This window comes from Rhizobium hidalgonense, from assembly GCF_002914525.1.
Lineage (GTDB): Bacteria > Pseudomonadota > Alphaproteobacteria > Rhizobiales > Rhizobiaceae > Rhizobium > Rhizobium hidalgonense.
On the sequence record NZ_LODW01000055.1, the window covers coordinates 69,095 to 88,627 of the forward strand.

Annotated in this window: 12 protein-coding genes; 11 read left to right on the forward strand and 1 reads right to left on the reverse strand. The window is 61.4% G+C overall.

Going from position 1 to position 19,533, the window contains the following annotated elements:
- The first annotated feature begins 9 nt into the window (after positions 1-9).
- The 11 genes from ATY29_RS16105 (at position 10) to ATY29_RS16150 (ending at position 18,795) form a co-directional block, all read left to right on the forward strand.
- Positions 10-1,035: an ABC transporter permease gene (locus ATY29_RS16105; RefSeq protein ID WP_003567607.1), complete on the forward strand. Its 1,026-nt coding sequence runs from the start codon at positions 10-12 to the stop codon at positions 1,033-1,035.
- A 254-nt stretch (positions 1,036-1,289) separates the two neighbouring features.
- Positions 1,290-2,348 (forward strand): dipeptidase, encoded by a 1,059-nt coding sequence (locus tag ATY29_RS16110; RefSeq protein ID WP_003567606.1) that lies wholly within the window; start codon positions 1,290-1,292, stop codon positions 2,346-2,348.
- Positions 2,349-2,447: 99 nt separating this feature from the next.
- On the forward strand, positions 2,448-4,091 hold the full coding sequence (locus ATY29_RS16115; protein WP_097536882.1) for an ABC transporter substrate-binding protein: 1,644 nt from the start codon (positions 2,448-2,450) through the stop codon (positions 4,089-4,091).
- A gap of 18 nt (positions 4,092-4,109) precedes the next feature.
- Positions 4,110-5,177: an ABC transporter permease gene (locus ATY29_RS16120; RefSeq protein ID WP_003567604.1), complete on the forward strand. Its 1,068-nt coding sequence runs from the start codon at positions 4,110-4,112 to the stop codon at positions 5,175-5,177.
- Entirely contained in the window at positions 5,174-6,109 is a 936-nt protein-coding gene (locus ATY29_RS16125; RefSeq protein WP_003567603.1) for an ABC transporter permease, read from the forward strand. The genes ATY29_RS16120 and ATY29_RS16125 overlap by 4 nt, the downstream gene beginning before the upstream one ends.
- Positions 6,106-6,939: an ABC transporter ATP-binding protein gene (locus ATY29_RS16130; RefSeq protein ID WP_003567602.1), complete on the forward strand. Its 834-nt coding sequence runs from the start codon at positions 6,106-6,108 to the stop codon at positions 6,937-6,939. The genes ATY29_RS16125 and ATY29_RS16130 overlap by 4 nt, the downstream gene beginning before the upstream one ends.
- A complete protein-coding gene (locus tag ATY29_RS16135) occupies positions 6,936-7,685 on the forward strand; it encodes an ABC transporter ATP-binding protein (RefSeq protein WP_003567601.1) in 750 nt (249 codons plus the stop codon). Before ATY29_RS16130 ends, ATY29_RS16135 begins: the two co-directional genes overlap by 4 nt.
- Before the next feature lie 162 nt (positions 7,686-7,847).
- Positions 7,848-8,036 carry a hypothetical protein gene (locus tag ATY29_RS16140; RefSeq protein ID WP_025417345.1) on the forward strand — a complete coding sequence of 63 codons (189 nt, stop codon included), beginning with the start codon at positions 7,848-7,850 and terminating at the stop codon, positions 8,034-8,036.
- A 175-nt stretch (positions 8,037-8,211) separates the two neighbouring features.
- Positions 8,212-8,376, forward strand: a complete 165-nt coding sequence (locus ATY29_RS36915; RefSeq protein WP_003567599.1) for a hypothetical protein — start codon at positions 8,212-8,214, stop codon at positions 8,374-8,376.
- 558 nt (positions 8,377-8,934) lie between these two features.
- Complete coding sequence (locus ATY29_RS16145; protein WP_097536883.1) at positions 8,935-17,454, forward strand: glycoside hydrolase family 94 protein; 8,520 nt, start codon at positions 8,935-8,937, stop codon at positions 17,452-17,454.
- Between the two features lie 102 nt (positions 17,455-17,556).
- Complete coding sequence (locus tag ATY29_RS16150; RefSeq protein WP_097536884.1) at positions 17,557-18,795, forward strand: OpgC family protein; 1,239 nt, start codon at positions 17,557-17,559, stop codon at positions 18,793-18,795.
- Positions 18,796-18,845: 50 nt separating this feature from the next.
- On the opposite strand, the gene ATY29_RS16155 is transcribed toward ATY29_RS16150, so the two are convergent.
- Positions 18,846-19,199: a VOC family protein gene (locus tag ATY29_RS16155; RefSeq protein ID WP_003567596.1), complete on the reverse strand. Its 354-nt coding sequence runs from the start codon at positions 19,197-19,199 to the stop codon at positions 18,846-18,848.
- Positions 19,200-19,533 lie beyond the last annotated feature (334 nt).

Sequence of the window (19,533 nt, forward strand, 5' to 3'; positions counted from 1 at the left end):
AGGTTCGACATGAGTACAAAGGCAGCAGAGGGCGCGGCTCCGCTCGCAACCCGGCAAAGGCGTCGGCGCATGCCGACCGAGCTCAGCATTTTCCTCGTGCTCGTCGGCATTGCGCTGATCTACGAAGTGCTCGGCTGGATGTTCATCGGCCAAAGCTTTCTGATGAATTCGCAGCGCCTGACGATCATGATCCTGCAGGTCTCCGTCATCGGCATCATCGCCGTCGGCGTCACGCAGGTCATCATCACCGGCGGCATCGATCTTTCCTCGGGCTCGGTCGTCGGCATGACGGCGATGATCGCAACGAGTTTCGCCCAGTCGTCGACCTGGGGACGGGCGGTCTTTCCCTCACTGACCGACCTGCCGGCTTTCGTGCCGATCATGGTCGGCCTGCTGATCGGCGCGGCGGCGGGTCTCGCCAACGGCGCGCTCATCGCCTACACGAAAATCCCGCCGTTCATTGCAACGCTCGGCATGTTCGTTTCGGCCCGCGGTGTGGCGAAGTGGTATACGAAGGGACAGCCGGTGTCCGGGATTACCGAGCAGTTTCACTTCATCGGAACCAAAGCCTGGCCGGTCGTCGTCTTCCTGGTGGTTGCGCTGATCTTTCACATTGCGCTGCGTTACACCCGTTATGGAAAGTTCACCTATGCCATCGGCGCCAACCCGCAGGCCGCGCGCGTTTCCGGCATCAACATCGAGGCGCATCTTGTTAAGGTCTACGTGATCGCCGGATTGCTGGCAGGTCTCGCCGGGATCGTTACGGCGGCCCGCGCTGAAACCGCACAGGCCAGCATGGGTGTCGGTTATGAACTCGACGCGATCGCTGCGACCGTCATCGGCGGCACCTCGCTCACCGGCGGCGTCGGGCGCATCACCGGCACCGTCATCGGCACCATCATCCTCGGCGTCATGACCTCGGGCTTTACCTTCCTCAGGATCGATGCCTATTACCAGGAGATCGTCAAAGGTCTCATCATCGTCGCGGCTGTCGTCATCGACGTCTACCGACAGAAGAAGCGCCGCAAGCACTGATCTCAAATGGCGCGATCCGATGATTTTAACGGGGGCTTCGGCCCCCGTTTCGTTTTAGCACCGACCACGGACTTTTAAAAAAGAGGTGGCGAATTCCGTCAGCTTTTCTATTCTGCCATTTCATTCGCCCTCTACAGCGCCACGCTTCTGAAAAGACGCGCAAAGGACGCTGCAGCACTTTGAATGCTGCATAATTTTATTCTTAAATCGATTCCGATTTGAGGAATTAAGCAGTAGGGCAGCCAGGAAGACAGATGCAATTCGTATTTGACGGTCACAACGACGTTCTCCTTCGACTCTGGACACATTCAAAAGACGGCAGCGACCCGATCGCGGAATTCGCAGACGGCACGACGCTCGGCCATATCGATGCACGGAGGGCCAGAGAGGGCGGCCTTTCGGGCGGTCTCTGCGCGATCTATATTCCCTCCGGCGATCTGGTCTTTGCCGATCCGGATGCCGACGGCCGTTATATCACGCCGATGGCGGCGCCTCTCGATCCGCTGCCTTCCCTTGCCATTGCCACCGAAATGGCGGCGATCGCGCTGCGGCTCGACCAGGCCGGCGCCTGGCGGCTCTGCCGGACGGTGAAGGATATCCGCGGCGCCATGGCGGACAATATTTTTGCCGCCGTCATGCATATGGAAGGCTGCGAGGCGATCGGCGCCGATCTTGCGGCGCTCGAGCTATTTTATGCAGCCGGGCTGCGGTCGCTGGGTCCGGTCTGGAGCCGGCACAATGTCTTCGGTTACGGCGTGCCCTTCGCCTTCCCGATGTCGCCGGATACGGCGCCCGGCCTCACCGATGCCGGCTTCGAGCTGGTCAGGGAATGCAATCGCCTCGGTATCGTGGTCGACCTTGCCCATATCACCGAAAAAGGTTTCTGGGACGTGGCGAAGACGACGGACCAGCCGCTGGTCTCCAGCCATTCCAATGCCCACGCATTGACGCCGGTCGCCCGCAATCTGACGGACAGGCAACTCGATGCAATCCGTGAAAGCCGCGGCCTCGTCGGCATCAATTATGCCACCGCCATGCTGCGTCCCGACGGCCGCTCGGACAGCGACACACCCCTTGCCGATATGATCCGTCACATCGACTATCTGGTGAACCGCATCGGCATCGATTGCGTGGGGCTCGGATCGGACTTCGATGGTGCAACCATTCCGGAAGAAATCGGCGATGCGGCCGGCAATCAGAAGCTGATTGCCGCTCTCCGGGAGGTTGGATATGGTGAAGCCGATCTGACGAAACTTGCCCGTGAAAATTGGCTTCGCATCCTGGCACAAGCTTGGCGGGAGGACCACGCTTAAAGCGCTGAGCGCCTCTGGACGCGCCAGGAATGGACAGTAGTTTAATGTGAGATGACCGACAAAACGCTTCGTAATCAAGCAAGAACAGGGGAACAGACCATGATGATCACCAAGCTCAGCCGCAATTTCCGACTGCTTTCCGCAGGCGCCGCTCTTTCGCTGCTGATGATGACCGCACCCTCGGCCTTTGCCGAGACACCCAAGGATACGCTGGTCGAGGGTTTTGCCATCGACGACATCATCACGATGGATCCGGGCGAGGCGTTCGAGCTGTCGACGGCCGAAATTACCAGCAACAGCTACAGCCTGCTCGTCCGTCTGGATATGGACGACACGTCCAAGGTCAAGGGCGATCTGGCCGACAGCTGGAGCGTTTCCGATGACGGTCTGACCTATACGTTCAAGCTGAAGTCAGGCCTGAAATTCGCCTCCGGCAATCCGATCACCGCCGAAGACGTCGCCTGGTCGTTCGAGCGCGCCGTCAAGCTCGACAAGAGCCCGGCCTTCATCCTCACCCAGTTCGGCCTAACCGGCGACAATGTCACCGAAAAGGCCAAGGCGGCCGATGCCAATACCTTCGTCTTCACCGTCGACAAGGCCTATGCGCCGAGCTTCGTGCTGAACTGCCTGACGGCGACCGTTGCTTCCGTCGTCGACAAGAAGCTGGTGATGGAGCATGTGAAGGCAGTGACGCCGGATGCCGAGCACAAATACGACAATGATTTCGGCAATGAATGGTTGAAGACCGGCTATGCTGGTTCCGGCGCCTACAAGCTGCGCGAATGGCGGGCCAATGAAGTCGTCGTGCTGGAGCGTAACGACAATTATTACGGCGACAAGGCGAAGCTCAATCGCGTCATTTATCGCTTTATGAAGGAAAGCTCGGCCCAGCGGCTGGCGCTCGAAGCCGGCGATATCGATATCGCCCGCAACCTCGAGCCGGGTGATATCGACGCCGTTTCGAAGAATGCCGATCTGGCGACGACGAGCGCGCCGAAGGGCACGATCTATTATGTCAGCCTGAACAACAAGAACGAGAACCTGAAGAAGCCTGAGGTCCAAGAAGCCTTCAAATATCTGGTCGACTACGATGCGATCGGCGCGACCCTGATCAAGGGTATCGGCGAAATCCATCAGACCTTCCTGCCGAAGGGCCAGCTCGGCGCGCTCGATGAGAACCCTTACAAGCTCGACGTCGCCAAGGCCAAGGAACTGCTCGCGAAGGCCGGCGTGCCCGATGGTTTCTCGATCACCATGGACGTGCGCAACACGCAGCCGGTGACCGGCATCGCTGAATCCATGCAGCAAACGCTGGCGCAGGCCGGCGTGAAGATGGAAATCATCCCGGGTGACGGCAAGCAGACGCTGACCAAATACCGCGCCCGCACCCACGACATGTATATCGGCCAGTGGGGGTCTGATTATTTCGACCCGAATTCCAATGCCGATACCTTCACCGGCAATCCCGACAATTCCGATGCCGGCACGGTAAAGACGCTCGCATGGCGCAATACCTGGGAAGCGCCGGAACTCGACAAGCAAGCCAAGGCTGCACTTCTGGAACGCGACGCCGGCAAGCGCGCCGCCATCTATCAGGATATCCAGAAGAAATACCTGGCCAACAGCCCCTTCGTCTTCATCTTCCAGCAGACCGAGGTGGCCGGCTACCGCAAAAGCGTGAAGCACTTCAAACTGGGTCCGAGCTTCGACACCAATTTCGTCGGTCCGATCGCCAAGGAATAGTCCGGCAGGATTGGTCGCTTGAGCACCGTCGCAACAACACAGGAGGCGCGGCCCCGAAAGCGCCGTGCCGGTACCTTCGCAAAGGCGGCAGGCCGGTTCCTGTTTGCCGCCGTCACCACCTATTTCGGCCTTCTCGCCGTCACCTTCTTCATCGGCCGCGTCGTGCCGATCGATCCCGTGCTCGCCATCCTCGGCGACCGCGCCCCCCACCATGTCGTCGAGCGCGTGCGGCGGGAGATGGGCTTCGACCTGCCGCTCTATCAGCAGTTCTACATTTATGTGAAAGGCGTCCTGTCCGGCGATTTCGGCAATTCGGTGCTGACGACCAATCCTGTCATGGTCGATATTCGCCGGGCATTCCCGGCGACGGTCGAGCTGGCAACATTGGGAACACTGATCGGCGCTTTCGTCGGTGTGCCGCTCGGCGTGCTCGCCGCGGTGCGCCGCGGCAGCATCGCCGACCAGTTGGTGCGCGTCATCGGCCTGATCGGCTATTCGGTGCCGATTTTCTGGCTGGCGCTGATCTCGCTCGTCATCTTCTATGCGCAGCTGCGCTGGGTGGCCTTTCCCGGCCGCATCGATATCGTCTACGAATATACCTTCACGCCGATCACCGGCTTCTACCTTCTGGACAGCGCCTGGCAGGGGCAGTGGGACGTCTTCTATGACGTCTTCCGCCACATCATCCTGCCGGCTTCGCTGCTCGGCTATTTCTCGCTTGCCTATATCAGCCGGATGACGCGCAGCTTCATGCTGAACGAGCTTTCGCAGGAATATATCGTTGCCGCGCGCGCCAAGGGGCTTTCGGAAACGCGGGTGATCTGGGGCCACGCGCTGCGCAATGCCGCCGTGCCGCTCGTCACCGTCATCGCGCTTTCCTATGCCGGCCTGCTCGAAGGATCGGTGCTGACCGAGACCGTCTTTTCCTGGCCGGGCATTGGGCTGTACATCACCAATTCGCTGCAGAATGCCGATATGAATGCCGTGCTTGGCGGCACCATTGTCATCGGCACGGTTTTCATCGGCATCAACCTTCTGTCCGATCTTCTCTACCGAACGCTCGACCCAAGGACGAAAAACCGATGACGGCTCCCGCCAGCCCCTCTCCAACGATGAGCCGCCGCCAATGGCTGCTGTCCGACCGGCCGCAATCGCGCATGCAGGCCCGTCTCGGCCGCGCCTACGTCACCTGGCGGCAATTCACGGCCAACCGGCTTGCCGTGGTCGGCCTGCTGATCATCGTCGCGCTGCTTTTCATCGCCGCTTTCGCCGACGTGCTTGCCACGCACAATCCTGTCGTCGGCGATCTGCGCAATGCCCGGCTGCTGCCGCCGGGAACGAGCGGCTTCCTGCTCGGTTCGGATGACCAGGGCCGCGATATCTATTCGCGGCTGATCTACGGATCGCGATTGACTCTGCTTGTCGTCGTGCTCGTCGCTGTGATCTCGGCGCCGGTCGGGCTGATCGTCGGCACGGTATCGGGTTATGCCGGAGGCTGGGTCGACGCGACGCTGATGCGCGTCACCGATATCTTTCTCGCCTTTCCGAAGCTGGTGCTGGCGCTCGCCTTCGTCGCCGCGCTTGGTCCAGGTATCCAGAACGCGATCATCGCCATCGCCATCACATCCTGGCCGCCCTATGCCCGCATCGCGCGCGCCGAGACGCTGACGGTGCGGCGTTCCGATTATATTTCGGCGGTAAGGCTGATGGGCGCCTCGCCGATCCGCATCATCGTGCGCCATGTCGTGCCGCTCTGCATTTCCTCGCTGATCGTGCGCGTGACGCTCGATATGGCCGGCATCATCCTGACGGCGGCCGGTCTCGGTTTCCTCGGCCTGGGCGCACAGCCGCCGCTGCCGGAATGGGGTGCGATGATCGCTTCGGGTCGGCGCTTCATTCTCGATCAATGGTGGGTGGCGGCGATGCCCGGCATCGCCATCCTGATCGTCAGCCTCGGCTTCAATCTCTTAGGCGACGGCCTGCGCGACGCGCTCGATCCGAAGGAGAGCGGCCAATGACCACACTTCTGACGGTCGACAAGCTCAAGGTCAGCTACCCCACCCGCACCGGGGTGATCGAGGCGGTGCGCGGCGTCTCTTTCACGCTCGGCAAGGAAAGGCTCGGCATCGTCGGCGAATCCGGTTCCGGCAAGTCGCAGACCGGCCGGGCGATCATGGGGCTGACGCCGAAACACGGCATCGTCACGGCCGACAAGCTCGATTTCAACGGCATTGATCTCATCAATGCCTCGGCCGGCGAAAGGCGCAGGCTGCGCGGCAAACGCATCGCCATGATCCTGCAGGATCCGAAATATTCGCTCGATCCGGTCATGACCATCGGGCGGCAGATCTGCGAAACGCTGCGCACGCATGAAAAGGTCGGCAAGGCGGAGGCGCGCGAACGGGCGCTCGCCATGCTGGAAGCAGTGCAGATCCGCGACCCGCAACGGGTCTTTGACCTGCATCCGCATGAGGTTTCGGGCGGCATGGGCCAGCGCGCGATGATCGCCATGATGCTGATCGCCGGCCCTGAACTGCTGATCGCCGACGAGCCGACCTCGGCGCTCGACGTAACGGTGCAGCTCGATGTGCTCAAAATCATGGACAGGCTGGTGGCCGAGCGCGGCATGGGGCTGATCTTCGTCTCCCATGATCTCCGGCTGGTTTCCTCATTCTGCGACCGGGTCATCGTCATGTATGCCGGAAAAATCGTCGAGGAACTGGCCGCTGCCGATCTCAAACATGCGCAGCATCCCTATACGCAAGGGCTGCTGAACTGCATGCCCGAGATCGGCCAGAACCGTCATCCGCTGCCGGTGCTCGACCGCAGGCCGGAGTGGGCGGCATGAGCGCGGCTCTCGAGATCGACAATCTCAGTGTGGTCTACGATGATTTTCATGCGCTGAAGGATGTCAGCATTGCCGTCCAAGGCGGGGAATCCTTCGGGCTCGTCGGAGAATCCGGCTCGGGTAAATCGACCCTGCTGCGGGCCGTGGCCGGGCTTGCGCCGATCAGTGGGGGCGCGATCAACATCGATGGCGAAGCGCTGAGAGGCTTGAAACGCAGCAAATCTTTCTATCGGCGCGTGCAGATGGTCTTTCAGGATCCTTATGGTTCGCTGCACCCGCGCCAGACCATCGACCGGCTGCTGCTCGAGCCGCTGGCGATCCACGGTATTTCCGACAGCGAGACGCGTATCGCCCGCGCGCTCGACGAGGTCGGTCTGGGCAACGGGTTCCGTTTCCGCTACCCGCACCAGCTCTCCGGCGGCCAGCGGCAGCGTGTGGCGATTGCCCGGGCGCTGATCGTCGAGCCGTCGATCCTGCTGCTCGACGAGCCGACATCGGCGCTCGACGCCTCGGTGCAGGCCGAGGTGTTGAACCTGCTGGAGCAGATCCGGCGCGACCGCAAGCTCACCTTCGTGATGGTCAGCCATGATCTCGGCGTCGTCACCCATATGTGTGAAAGGCTGGCGGTGATGCGCAACGGCGCCGTCGTCGAGCGGCTCACCTCTCGGGCGTTGGCGGAGGGCGCGGTTCATGAGGACTACACGAGAAATTTGATGATCGCCAGCAAGGGTTTCGTCAAAGCCTGAAAGGCAATCTTTTCAACCCGTTGAAAAGAAAAGACCGGCGGCGGCGTTAAGGATAAGATTTCCCTAAAAGACGACCATTCAACTAGACTATTGACAGCCGCCCCGCTTCTGTCATGATCCTGTTAACGATTGTTAGCTTTCGTGATCGATGGAGGTTGAGGCATGTTCTTTCTCGGTGGGATGACCATGGGCTACCTCGATCCACCGGTTAAAGCCGATCGTCGGGAACAGGTTTCGGTCTCCCTAACTGCGGAAAAGGATCGTCGGCTGCTCGAGATCCCCGCCAACCTCGGTCAGGCCGAGGACGCCGTCGAGCGCTCGTGGATCTGGGCATGGCGCACACTCTGCTGAAAAAGACGGGCTGCTGAAAAGTGGGCGGCTGAAAAGGCGAGCTGCTAAAAGGGCTGGTTGAATTTTCTCTTTCGTTCGCTCTGGACGGAAATTTATCTCTACCTAGTTGATAGAGAATGTAAGAAAACAAACGCGAGCCGCACAACCGGCCGCACGAGAACAACGGAGGCGACATATGGCAGATCTGGGTATTTCGCATGCTCACGTGAACCAGTACGGTTCCGTAGAGACCAAGAAGCCGCTGACCACGCGCCACAGGCTTCAAACGGTGCTCCATGGAGCAATCTTCACGGCAGCATTCCTGTTCGTCGTCGCCATGGTTTGCGGCGTCGTCGGCTGATCGGCTATGATAGACGCCGGCAAATGCCGGCGTTGCGGCGGTTTTCGCCTTTCTGGGTGATCGGCATCCGATCCCTTTTTCGTTCTTCCGGACTTCTTCATTCATCACGCGCGGCCGCATCGAAATTCTTCGTGCGACGCATTTCCGTCGTGTGTTTGAATATCGTCGTTTTCGAACCGATGATGCCACCCGGGATCGCGTGTCTTTCCTAAAATCGAAGAACTCTTGCATTTGCCGGAACCAGGGGCCGGCATAGTGCCGTTCACGCACTTTCCAAGCTCACGGGCGCGCTGCTCATGCCTCTTGACTTGAATAATCTCGATAGTGTCCAATTTTCGACATGGCTTTCGCGGAGAGGGTATCGAGCGCCTTGATCACCCGTCGGGCCGCGCCCTGGATCAGGGCTTAAACCCGTTCGCATCGCCTGGCCCAAGCGTCATTTATCCCGGCTTCATCGATCTTCGAAGAAACGGGCTCCGTTCATGTAGCAGTCATGATAAGCAGTGCAAAAGGCTGAGCAAAACAGCCATAACTTTGTTTGGATCCAGAACCGAACCCATGTCTATTTCTAATCTTTCTCCGAGCCTTCCGCGCGAACCCGAGACCAAGCAGATCGATCACAACGATTCGATCCGCTCGACTTATCTTGCCATTGAAGACATCAAGGGGATTGGCGATGCGGTCGCCCGCGGCAGCGTCGACCGGCTGCCGGCTTTTGCCCCCTTCGATTTCTTCGCGCGCCACAAGGAAAACGAGAAGGAAATTCTGCGCGTCTACCGGACCACGGCGACCGACGTCGAAGCCGGCGAGACAATCACGCCGGCGGCGGAATGGCTGCTGGACAATCATTATATCGTTGAAGAGGCAATCCAGGAGGTGCGACGCGACTTCCCCCGCCGCTTCTATCGCGAATTGCCGACCATGACGGTCGGCGGTGTCGAGGTGCCGCGCACGCTCGTGCTTGCCTGGCTCTACGTCGCCCATACCCACAGCACGATCTCGCAGGAAAGCCTGACGGCGCTGGTCGACGGCTTTCAGGCCAGCGAGACGCTGAGGATCGGTGAACTCTGGGCGTTGCCTTCGCTTGTGCGTTACGTGCTGGTGGAAAACCTTCGCCGCATTTCCAGCCGTGTCGAAGCCAGCCGCCGCCTGCGCCGCCGCGCCAACGAGGCGGCCGATGAACTGGTGCGCCTGACCGATCCTGCGGCAGCGGCCAGCTATTTGAAGACGCTGGAACCGCTTGCCGAAGACAATACCTTCTCGACGCAGTTCCTCTATCGCATGCGTGACGGCTCGCAGACATCGAGTCTGGCGATTACCTGGCTCGACGAGCGGCTGGAAGAGCTTGGCCGCAATACAGAAGAGGCGACGACGGCAGAACACAGCCGTCTCTCTTCCGGCAACGTGACGATGGGCAACATCATCCGCAGCCTTCGCGAGATCGATGATGCCGAATGGTCGGTCTGGGTCGAGCAGGTCAGCCATGTCGACAAGCTGCTCTGGGAGCATTCGGATTACGGCATCCTCGATTCCGGCTCGCGCAACAAATACCGCAAACAGATCGAAAAGCTGGCCAAACGCTCGCCGCTGACGGAAATGCAAATCGCCCAACTGGCGCTCGACATGACGGATGCCGCCAAAGCCTCCGACGAGCCGCAGCCGCATGAACCGAATGTCGGCGGTTTCCTGTCCGGCGCGCAGCGGCCAAAGCTCGAAGCGCGGGCGAGTTATCGCCCGACGGTCACCCAGCATTTCGTGCGCGCGGTGCGCCAGTTCAACTGGCTGGCAATTGCCGTGCCCGTCATGCTTTTGACGGTTATCGCCATGGCGATCGTCGGCCGGTTCATGGCCAATGCCGGCATGGGGGCGATCGAAATCGCCCTGCTTCTGATCATGTTCTCACTGCCGGCGTCGGAGGGGGCAACGGGTCTCTTCAATACCGTGCTTTCCTTCTTCGTGACGCCGGCGCGCCTCGTCGGATACGAGTTCAAGGAAGGTATTCCGGAGGATGCGCGCACGCTGCTCGTCGTGCCCTGCCTGATCTCGAACCGCGACAGCGTCGACGATCACGTGCGCAATCTCGAGGTTCATTATCTCGCCAATCCGCGCGGCGAGCTCTATTTCGCGCTGCTCAGCGATTGGCCAGACAGCGAGGCCGAGGAAACGCCTGCCGATCTGGAGGTTCTGGACTATGCCCGGCGTGAGATTGCCAATCTTTCCGCCCGCTATGCCTATGACGGCAAGACGCGTTTCTATCTGCTGCATCGCCGCCGCCTCTATAATCCCTCCGAAGGTGTGTGGATGGGCTGGGAGCGCAAGCGCGGCAAGCTGCACGAGCTGAACATGCTGCTGCGCGGCGACCGCGACACCACCTATCTGCCGGGCGCCAACACCGTACCGGCCAATGTGCAATATGTCATGACGCTCGATGCCGATACGCGGCTGATGCGCGATGCCGTTACCAAGCTTGTCGGCAAGCTCTACCATCCGATCAACCGCCCGGTCATCAATCCGAAAACCGGCCGTGTCGAAAGCGGCTACGGCGTGCTGCAGCCGCGCGTCACCCCGTCGCTGACGACGGGCAAGGACGCCTCGGTCTTTCAGCGCGTCTTTTCGATCAACCGCGGCCTCGACCCTTACGTCTTCACCGTTTCCGACGTCTATCAGGATCTCGCCGGCGAAGGCACCTTCACCGGCAAGGGCCTTTATCATGTCGATGCCTTCGAAGCGTCGCTGAAGGGCCGGATCGACGAAAACTCGGTGCTCAGCCACGACCTTCTTGAAGGTTCGATGGCGCGCTGCGCGCTCGTCACCGATCTCGAACTGGTCGAGGATTTCCCGATCCGCTACGAAGTCGAGACCTCGCGCCAGCATCGCTGGGCGCGGGGCGACTGGCAGCTGCTGCCCTATATGTTCAATCCGAAATACGGCGTCACGGCGCTTGGCCGCTGGAAGATGTTCGACAATCTGCGCCGCTCGCTGACGCCGATCGCCTGGTTCTTCGCCTCCGTCCTCGGCTGGTATTTCATGGGTCCGCTCGGCGCCCTCATCTGGCAGATCCTGCTGATTTTCTGCCTCTTCGTCGCGCCAACGCTGTCGCTGATCAACGGCATCATTCCGCGCACCAGCGATATCATCGCCCGCGCCCATCTCTATACGGTCTGGTCCGATATCACGGCCGCGAACGCGCAGGTCGCACTGCGGATCGTCTTCATCGCCGATTCGGCCGCCATGATGGCCGATGCGATCGGCCGTTCGCTCTACCGCCTGTTCGTCAGCCGCAAGCTGATGCTGCAGTGGCGGACCGCCGCCAGTGTCCAGGCGGGCAGCCAGGGCACGCTGGTCTCCTACTACAAGCAGATGTGGCATGCACCGGTGCTGGCGCTGCTGGCGCTCGGATTTGCCGCCCTGCCAGGCGGCAGCGCCTTCGTCGTCGGCATTCCCTTCGCGCTTTTGTGGATCCTGTCGCCTGTCGTTGCCTGGTATGTCAGCCAGTCGGCAGAAACCGAGGACCGGCTCGAGGTCGCCGATTCCGTGTCGAGCGAACTGCGCAAGATCGCCCGGCGCACCTGGCGTTATTTCGAGACCTTCACCACCGCCGAGCAGAACTATCTGCCGCCCGACAATATCCAGGAAACGCCGCATGTGATTGTCGCGGCGCGTACCTCGCCGACCAATATCGGCGTCTATCTGCTTTCCGTCGTGTCCGGCCGGCAATTCGGCTGGTTCTCCTTCGAGGAGACGCTCGAGCGACTGGAACAGACGATTTCGACGATCGACCGAATGGAGAAATTCCGCGGTCATCTATTCAACTGGTATCACACCGATACGCTGCAGACGTTGGGCCCTCGTTATGTCTCGGCCGTCGACAGCGGCAATCTCGCCGGCCACCTGATCGCCATTTCGTCGGCCTGCCGCAACTGGGCCGAGGCGCCGTCCGCCCACATGCAGGGCAATCTCGACGGTGTCGGCGACACGGCCGGCATTCTCGGTGAAGTGCTGGCGGACCTGCCCGATGACCGTAAGACCGTGCGGCCGCTGCGCCGGCGGCTGGAGGAACGCATCGTCGGCTTCCAGAACGCGCTTGCCGCCGTCAAGCGCGAGCATGAATTCGCCTCGATCCGCATCATCAACCTCGCCGTTCTCGCCCGCGACATCGAAAAACTCGCCGCCAATCTCGACCATGAGGTCAAGTCGAAGCAGAGCGAAGAGGTCACTCAATGGGCGGCATCGCTGGTGAAGGTCTGCGAGGCGCATATTTCAGACAGCACCTTCGACCTCTCCAAGGTCGATGCGCTCAGGCCGCGGCTGGTGGCGCTGCGCGACAAGGCCCGCGATCTCGCTTTCTCGATGGATTTCGGCTTCCTGTTCCGGCCGGAACGGCGCCTGCTGTCGATCGGCTACCGCGTCGAAAGCGGTGAACTCGACCAGGCCTGCTACGACCTTCTCGCCTCGGAATGCCGCCTGACCAGCCTGTTCGGCATCGCCAAGGGCGATCTGCCGACCGAGCACTGGTACCGTCTCGGCCGCCAGGTCGTGCCTGTGGGATCGCGCGGCGCGCTGGTCTCCTGGTCCGGCTCGATGTTCGAATATCTGATGCCGCCGCTCGTCATGCAGGAGCGCGGCGGGGGCATTCTCAACCAGACTAACAATCTGGTCGTCGTCGAACAGATGAATTACGCCCGCAAGCTCGGCATTCCGTGGGGCATTTCGGAGGCGGCATTCAATGCCCGCGACCATAACCTCAATTACCAGTACACGAATTTCGGCGTGCCGACGCTCGGCCTGAAGCGCGGCCTCGGCCACAATGCCGTCATCGCGCCTTATGCATCGCTGCTCGCCAGCCAGTACGACCCGCCGGGCGCGCTCGAAAATCTGCAGCGGTTGCGCAAGGTCGGTGCGCTCGGCAAGTTCGGCTTCCACGATGCCGTCGACTTCACGCCGACGCGCGTGCCGGAAGGCAAGAAATGCGCCGTGGTCTACAACTATTACGCCCACCATCACGGCATGTCGATCGCAGCCGTCGCCAACGTCGCCTTCAACGGCCATCTGCGTGAACTCTTCCACGCCGATCCGGTCATCGAGGCGGCCGAGCTGCTGCTGCAGGAAAAGGCGCCGCGCGACATTCCGGTCATGAGCGGCAAGCATGAATCCGACACGCCGGCCAGCATCCAGGACGATCTGCTGCGGCCGGAGATCAGGAAGATCAGCGAGCCGGCTTCGCGTGACCGCGAACTCGTGTTTCTGTCGAACGGTCATTATTCACTGATGCTGACGGCGACCGGCGCCGGTTATTCCCGCTGGAACGGCCTTTCCGTATCCCGCTGGAAAGCCGATCCGACCGAAGACCGCTGGGGCAGCTTCATCTTCCTGCGCGATACCGCCACCAATGAATGGTGGTCGACGACATCCGAGCCGAAGGGTGTCGAAGGCGAGAAGATCAAGGTCGAATTCGCCGACGAGAAGGCGCAGTTCACCAAGACGGTCGGCGACCTCACGAGCGAGGTGGAGTGCATCATCGCCACCGAGCATGATGCCGAGGCCCGCCGCGTCACCCTGCTCAACATGGGTGGGGAAGACCGTTTCATCGAAGTCACCTCCTACCTCGAACCGGTGATTACCTCCGACGATACCGACAATGCGCATCCGGCATTCGCACGGATGTTCGTCAAGACCGAGATCGGCAAGCGCGGCGATGTCATCCGCGCCGAACGCAACAAGCGCGATCCGAACGAGCCGAACATCAGCATCGCCCATCTGATCGTCGACAATGCCGGCGACACCCGTCACACGGAATTCGAGACCGACCGGCGCAAGTTCATCGGCCGCGGCCGCAGCTTGGCCGATGCGGCCGCCTTCGATCCGGGGGCGACGCTTTCCGGCAGCGACGGCTTCATGCTCGATCCCGTGATGTCGCTGCGCCGCACCGTCCGCGTGCCGGCCGGCAAGAAAGTCAGCGTGATCTTCTGGACGATTGCAGCGCCGAGCCGCGACGAAGTCGACAAGGCGGTCAATCGCTACCGTCATCCCGACGCCTTTACCCACGAGTTGGTCCAGGCCTGGACGCGCACGCAGGTGCAGATGCGCCATGTGGGCGTCACGTCGCAGCAGGCGGCCGCCTTCCAGCATCTCGGCCGTTACCTCGTCTATCCCGACATGCAGCTGCGCAAGGACGAAGCGACCGTCGAGGCCGGCCTTCAATCGCAATCGGCGCTGTGGCCGTTGGCGATCTCCGGTGACTTCCCGATCTTCACGCTGCGCATCAACGACGACATGGATCTCGAGATCGCCCGTGAGGCGCTGCTGGCGCAGGAATATCTGCGCTCGCGCGGCGTCACGGCCGATCTCGTCATCATGAACGAACGCGCCTCTTCCTATGCGCAGGACATGCAGCACGCTCTCGACGCCATGTGCGAAAACGTGCGCCGCATGGGCCAGGCCGACGGCTTGCGCCAGCATATCTTTGCGGTTCGCAAGGACCTGATGGAGGAAAGCACCTATCATGCGCTGATCGCGGCTTCCCGCGTCACGCTGCATACGAAGAACGGCAAGGTCGTCGACCAGATCAACCGCGCCGTGGCGCTATTTGCACCCTCCAAGGAGGAGCTGCAGGAGATGGAACGGGCCGAGCGCAACAAGGTCCCGGTCAAGCGCATCGCGCCGGTGCCGCCACCGGCGGTGCCCGCTGTCGTCATCGAGGAAGAGGGCGACCTCGACTTCTGGAACGGCATCGGCGGCTTTGCCCGCGACGGACGTGAATATGTCGTTCGCCTGCCCGGCGGCCACGCGACGCCGCAGCCCTGGATCAATGTCATATCCAATGACAGGTTCGGCTTCCACGTGTCGGCCGAGGGCGCCGGCTTTACCTGGAGCGCCAATTCGCGCGACTATCAGCTGACCTCATGGTCGAACGATGCGGTGATCAACCGTTCGGGTGAGGCGTTCTATCTCGCCGATCTCGACAGCGGTGCCGTCATGACGCCGTTCGCGGCGCTTTCGCGCCGGCCGGACATCCGTTTCGAAGCCCGCCACGGGCTCGGCTATTCCGTTTTCTCCAGCGTTCAGCACGAGATTGCGCTGGAGCTGACGCAGACGATCGACCGCGAAAGGCCAGTGAAACTGCAGCGCCTGCGCCTGCGCAACACCGGTTCGACCAGCCGCAGGCTGCGTCTCTATGGTTATGTCGAGTGGATCCTCGGCAGCAATGCGGCCCGCACCGCGCCCTTCATCCTGTCTAGATATGACGAGGAGGCCGGGGCGCTGTTTGCCACCAATCCCTACAGCATCGATTATTCCAACCGCACCGCCTTCTTCGCGGCGAGCGAGGCGCTTTCGAGCTTCTCGGCAAGCCGGCGCGAATTCGTCGGCAAGGCGGGGACGATCCAGGCGCCGCAGACCGTCACCTCCGCCGCCTCGCTTTCCGGCACGGCCGACCTCGACGGTGATCCGGCCGCAGCCCTTGCGATCGACGTCGAGCTTAGCGCCGGCGAGGAGCGCGACTTCTTCTTCTTCCTCGGCGATACGCCGACGGAGGAAGAAGCGCGTGGTGTGATCGCCGATATCCGCAAGGTTTCGTTCGACGATACCGTCGAGGCGAATCGGGCCTTCTGGCGGGATTTTACCGGCAGGCTGCAGATTTCGACGCCGGATCGCGGGATGAACAATCTCGTCAACACCTGGCTGCCCTATCAGAGCCTCGGCTGCCGCATCATGGCCCGCACCGCCTTCTACCAGGCAAGCGGCGCCTTCGGCTTCCGCGATCAGCTGCAGGACACGCTGGCCTTCGTGCTGCACGAACCCAAGCTTGCCCGCGGGCAGATCCTGAATGCCGCTTCACGCCAATTCCGCGAAGGCGACGTGCAGCATTGGTGGCTGCCGGGAACGGGCGCGGGCGTGCGCACCTTGATCTCGGACGACGTCGTGTGGCTCGCTTACGCGATCCATCATTACCGCAGCGTCACTGGCGACAGAAGCGTGCTCGACGAGGAGATTGCCTTCCTGGAAGGGCCGGCTCTGCTCGAAGGCCAGCATGACTCCTTCTACAAGCCGGAGATTTCCGAGGACAAGGCGAGCGTCTACGAGCACGCGGCGCTGGCTCTCGATCTCGCTATCGCCCGCAAGGGCACTAACGGCCTGCCGCTGTTCCTTGGCGGCGATTGGAACGATGGCATGAACCGCGTCGGTATCGGCGGGCGCGGCACCAGCGTCTGGCTCGGCTGGTTCCTGGCCGGCGCATTGCGCTCCTTCACTCCCTATGCCGAAGAGCGCGGCGACACGGCACGTGTGGAGCGCTGGTCGGCGCATCTGACCGAGCTGAAGAAGGCGCTCGAAACTGCGGGTTGGGATGGCGGCTATTATCGCCGCGGCACGTTCGACGACGGTGCGCTGCTCGGCTCCAAGGAAAGCCCCGAATGCCGGATCGATTCGATTGCGCAATCATGGAGCGTGCTGTCGGGCGAGGGTGATCCAGCCCGCGCCGTCACGGCGATGGATGCCGTGCTCGACCAACTGGTCGATGAGGATGCCCGCATCATCCGTCTGTTCACGCCGCCCTTTATCAATTCCGCTAGGGATCCCGGCTATATCAAGGCCTATCCCCCGGGTGTGCGCGAAAATGGCGGGCAATATACCCATGCCGCGACCTGGGTGGTGATGGCGCTGGCGGAGCTGAAGCGGGGCGATGACGCGTTGCGCTGCTTCCAGATCCTCAACCCGATCACCCATGCGCTCGACAAGGCTTCGGCGGAAGAATACCGCGTCGAACCCTATGTCGTGGCGGCCGACGTCTACGGGCATGAGCCCTATACGTCGCGCGGCGGCTGGACCTGGTATACCGGCTCCGCCGGCTGGCTCTACCGCGCCGCCGTAGAGGGCATCCTCGGCATCCGGCTGAAGGGCGGGAAGCTCTACGTGCGGCCGTCGCTCCCGTCGGAATGGGACGGTTTTGCGGCAGAGGTGGAACAGGGCGGCGGCAAATACCGCATTTCGGTCTCAAAAGCGTCCAATGACAGCGGCTACACTCTGTCAATCAACGGCTGCGAAGTCACCGATCCCGCAGAGGGATATCCGCTCGGATAACAGCGTTCTCCACGCTGAAAAACACGGCGATTCGCGGCGGCCAAAAGGGAACCCTTTTGGCCGTCGTCGCGTTTGCAAATCGGACAACAGGAGACATCCCCTATGGCAAGCACGCGGACCGAAGCCATCGGCACCGAGCGCACATCCTTCTCCGCCGCTGCATCACAGCGCGACACGCGGCTAGACGTCTTGCGTGGCCTCGCCCTGATCATGATCTTCATCAATCATGTTCCCGGACAGATCTTCGAATATGTGACGACAAAGAATTTCGGTTTCTCCGATGCTGCCGAGGCCTTCGTGCTGATCTCCGGCATTGCCGTCGGCCTTGCCTATGGTTCCGGGTTCCGGCCGGGCAACCGCCTCAAGATGGCGCTCAAGGCGGTCAAGCGCGCCTTTACTCTTTATCTCGCTCATATGATCACCACCTTCATGACGCTGGCGCTGTTCATCTGCGGCGCGTGGCTGTTTCACCGGCCGGGCTTGCTGGTCGAAATCAATATTCTGGCGCTGCTGATGAACCTGAAGGAAGGTATTCCGGCGCTGCTGCTGCTCGGCCACCAGATCGGCTACAACAATATCCTGCCGATGTACGGCGCGTTGATGCTGATGGTGCCGATCATCCTGTTCCTGAATGCGCGCAGCCCGTTGCTGGCACTCGGCGTCTCCGGTACGGTCTGGCTGCTTGCGGGCATCTACGAGGTGGCGCCGCACAATATGCTGATCGAGAGCTACTGGTTTCTCAATCCGCTTTCCTGGCAGTTCCTGTTTTCGATCGGTATCGTTTCGATGCTGCATATCAAGCGCGGCGGCACGATCCCCCGGCATCCGTTGCTGCTTGCGGTTGCGGCCGCTTACGTCGCCCTGTCCTTTATTTGGGTGACCGGCCATCTCTGGGCCCTCGGCAACTCGCTGGCAGCCCTTGGCCTGCCGACTGTCATCACCGGTTTCGACAAGACCTTCTTGTCATTGCCACGGCTGCTTCATGTGCTGGCGCTGACCTACCTCGTCATCAGCATTCCGGCGTTCTCGCGTATTCTACGCCGTCCTGCCGACCATCCGCTGACCATTCTCGGCCGCCATTCGCTGAATATCTTCGTCGCCGGCACGATCCTCGCCATGATCGGCCAAGTGGTGCTTTTTATCACCAACAAGGATCCGCTGGTTGGGCCGCTCTTCGTGGTCGCCGGCATCTCGACGCAATTCGCCTATGCCTATTATCTCGAACGCAAACGTCGAGAGGGCAAGGTCAAGGAGAAACTCGTCACTGAGCCCGCCACCATCCCGGTGCCCGTCCGCGCCGGCGGAACGGCCAACGTCTACCGCCGCAACGATCGGAAATAAGTCTCGGACATCCTGTGAGATGAACTAGCCGGTGGCCGATGGCCGCCGGCTCAATTTTTATGGACGAGAATGTTCACCAATTTGCCCAGGGGATCACGCACATAAAAGCGCCTGACGCCCCAGGGCTCGTCGGCCGGCCCGTACTCGATCGCAAAGCCGGCAACCGACATCGCCTCGAAGGCGGCATCGAGATCGTCGACCTCGATCGAGAGATCGGGTACCGGCGTTCCTGAACCGCCCTCGCTGGCGATGCTGAGCTGGATGGTCATCGGCCTCGCGGCGCCGAAGGTCGTGATCCAGCCGTGATCCATGATGACGTCGAGCCCGAGGATCTCCTGATAGAACCGCCGGGCCGGCGTGATGTCAGGGGCTTCGATATTGGCGACGATGCGCAGGACCTTCATGGGTGTTTCTCCTGTGCTTGGGACAGGCGGAGGGTAGGGAAGAACGGCGGGGGATCAATCGGTCTTTGTCTCACTGGCGAGGTTGGCCGTGTGGCGCCCCTTCTGCCCTGCCGGGCATCTCCCCCACAGGTGGGGAGATTGGACGGGGCGATGGTTTCCCCAAAGAACTGCCCATCACACGAATCTGAACAGAAGGCGATTTGGCAAGGCAACCGGAGCGTTTGATGTTTTGCGGTGGACCAAGCCTCCTGCCAATCTCCACCCTTGTGGGGGAGATGCCCGGCAGGGCAGAGCGACTGTCTTGGAAGTCAAGCGTTTTGCCATGCTTTCTGGT

Bases quoted from the DNA above. Each gene is read 5' to 3' on its own strand.
- ATY29_RS16105 (WP_003567607.1), top strand. From the start codon at position 10: ATGAGTACAAAGGCAGCAGAGGGCGCGGCTCCGCTCGCAACCCGGCAA.
- ATY29_RS16110 (WP_003567606.1), top strand. From the start codon at position 1,290: ATGCAATTCGTATTTGACGGTCACAACGACGTTCTCCTTCGACTCTGG.
- ATY29_RS16115 (WP_097536882.1), top strand. From the start codon at position 2,448: ATGATGATCACCAAGCTCAGCCGCAATTTCCGACTGCTTTCCGCAGGC.
- ATY29_RS16125 (WP_003567603.1), top strand. From the start codon at position 5,174: ATGACGGCTCCCGCCAGCCCCTCTCCAACGATGAGCCGCCGCCAATGG.
- ATY29_RS16130 (WP_003567602.1), top strand. From the start codon at position 6,106: ATGACCACACTTCTGACGGTCGACAAGCTCAAGGTCAGCTACCCCACC.
- ATY29_RS16135 (WP_003567601.1), top strand. From the start codon at position 6,936: ATGAGCGCGGCTCTCGAGATCGACAATCTCAGTGTGGTCTACGATGAT.
- ATY29_RS16140 (WP_025417345.1), top strand. From the start codon at position 7,848: ATGTTCTTTCTCGGTGGGATGACCATGGGCTACCTCGATCCACCGGTT.
- ATY29_RS36915 (WP_003567599.1), top strand. From the start codon at position 8,212: ATGGCAGATCTGGGTATTTCGCATGCTCACGTGAACCAGTACGGTTCC.
- ATY29_RS16145 (WP_097536883.1), top strand. From the start codon at position 8,935: ATGTCTATTTCTAATCTTTCTCCGAGCCTTCCGCGCGAACCCGAGACC.
- ATY29_RS16150 (WP_097536884.1), top strand. From the start codon at position 17,557: ATGGCAAGCACGCGGACCGAAGCCATCGGCACCGAGCGCACATCCTTC.
- ATY29_RS16155 (WP_003567596.1), bottom strand. From the start codon at position 19,199: ATGAAGGTCCTGCGCATCGTCGCCAATATCGAAGCCCCTGACATCACG.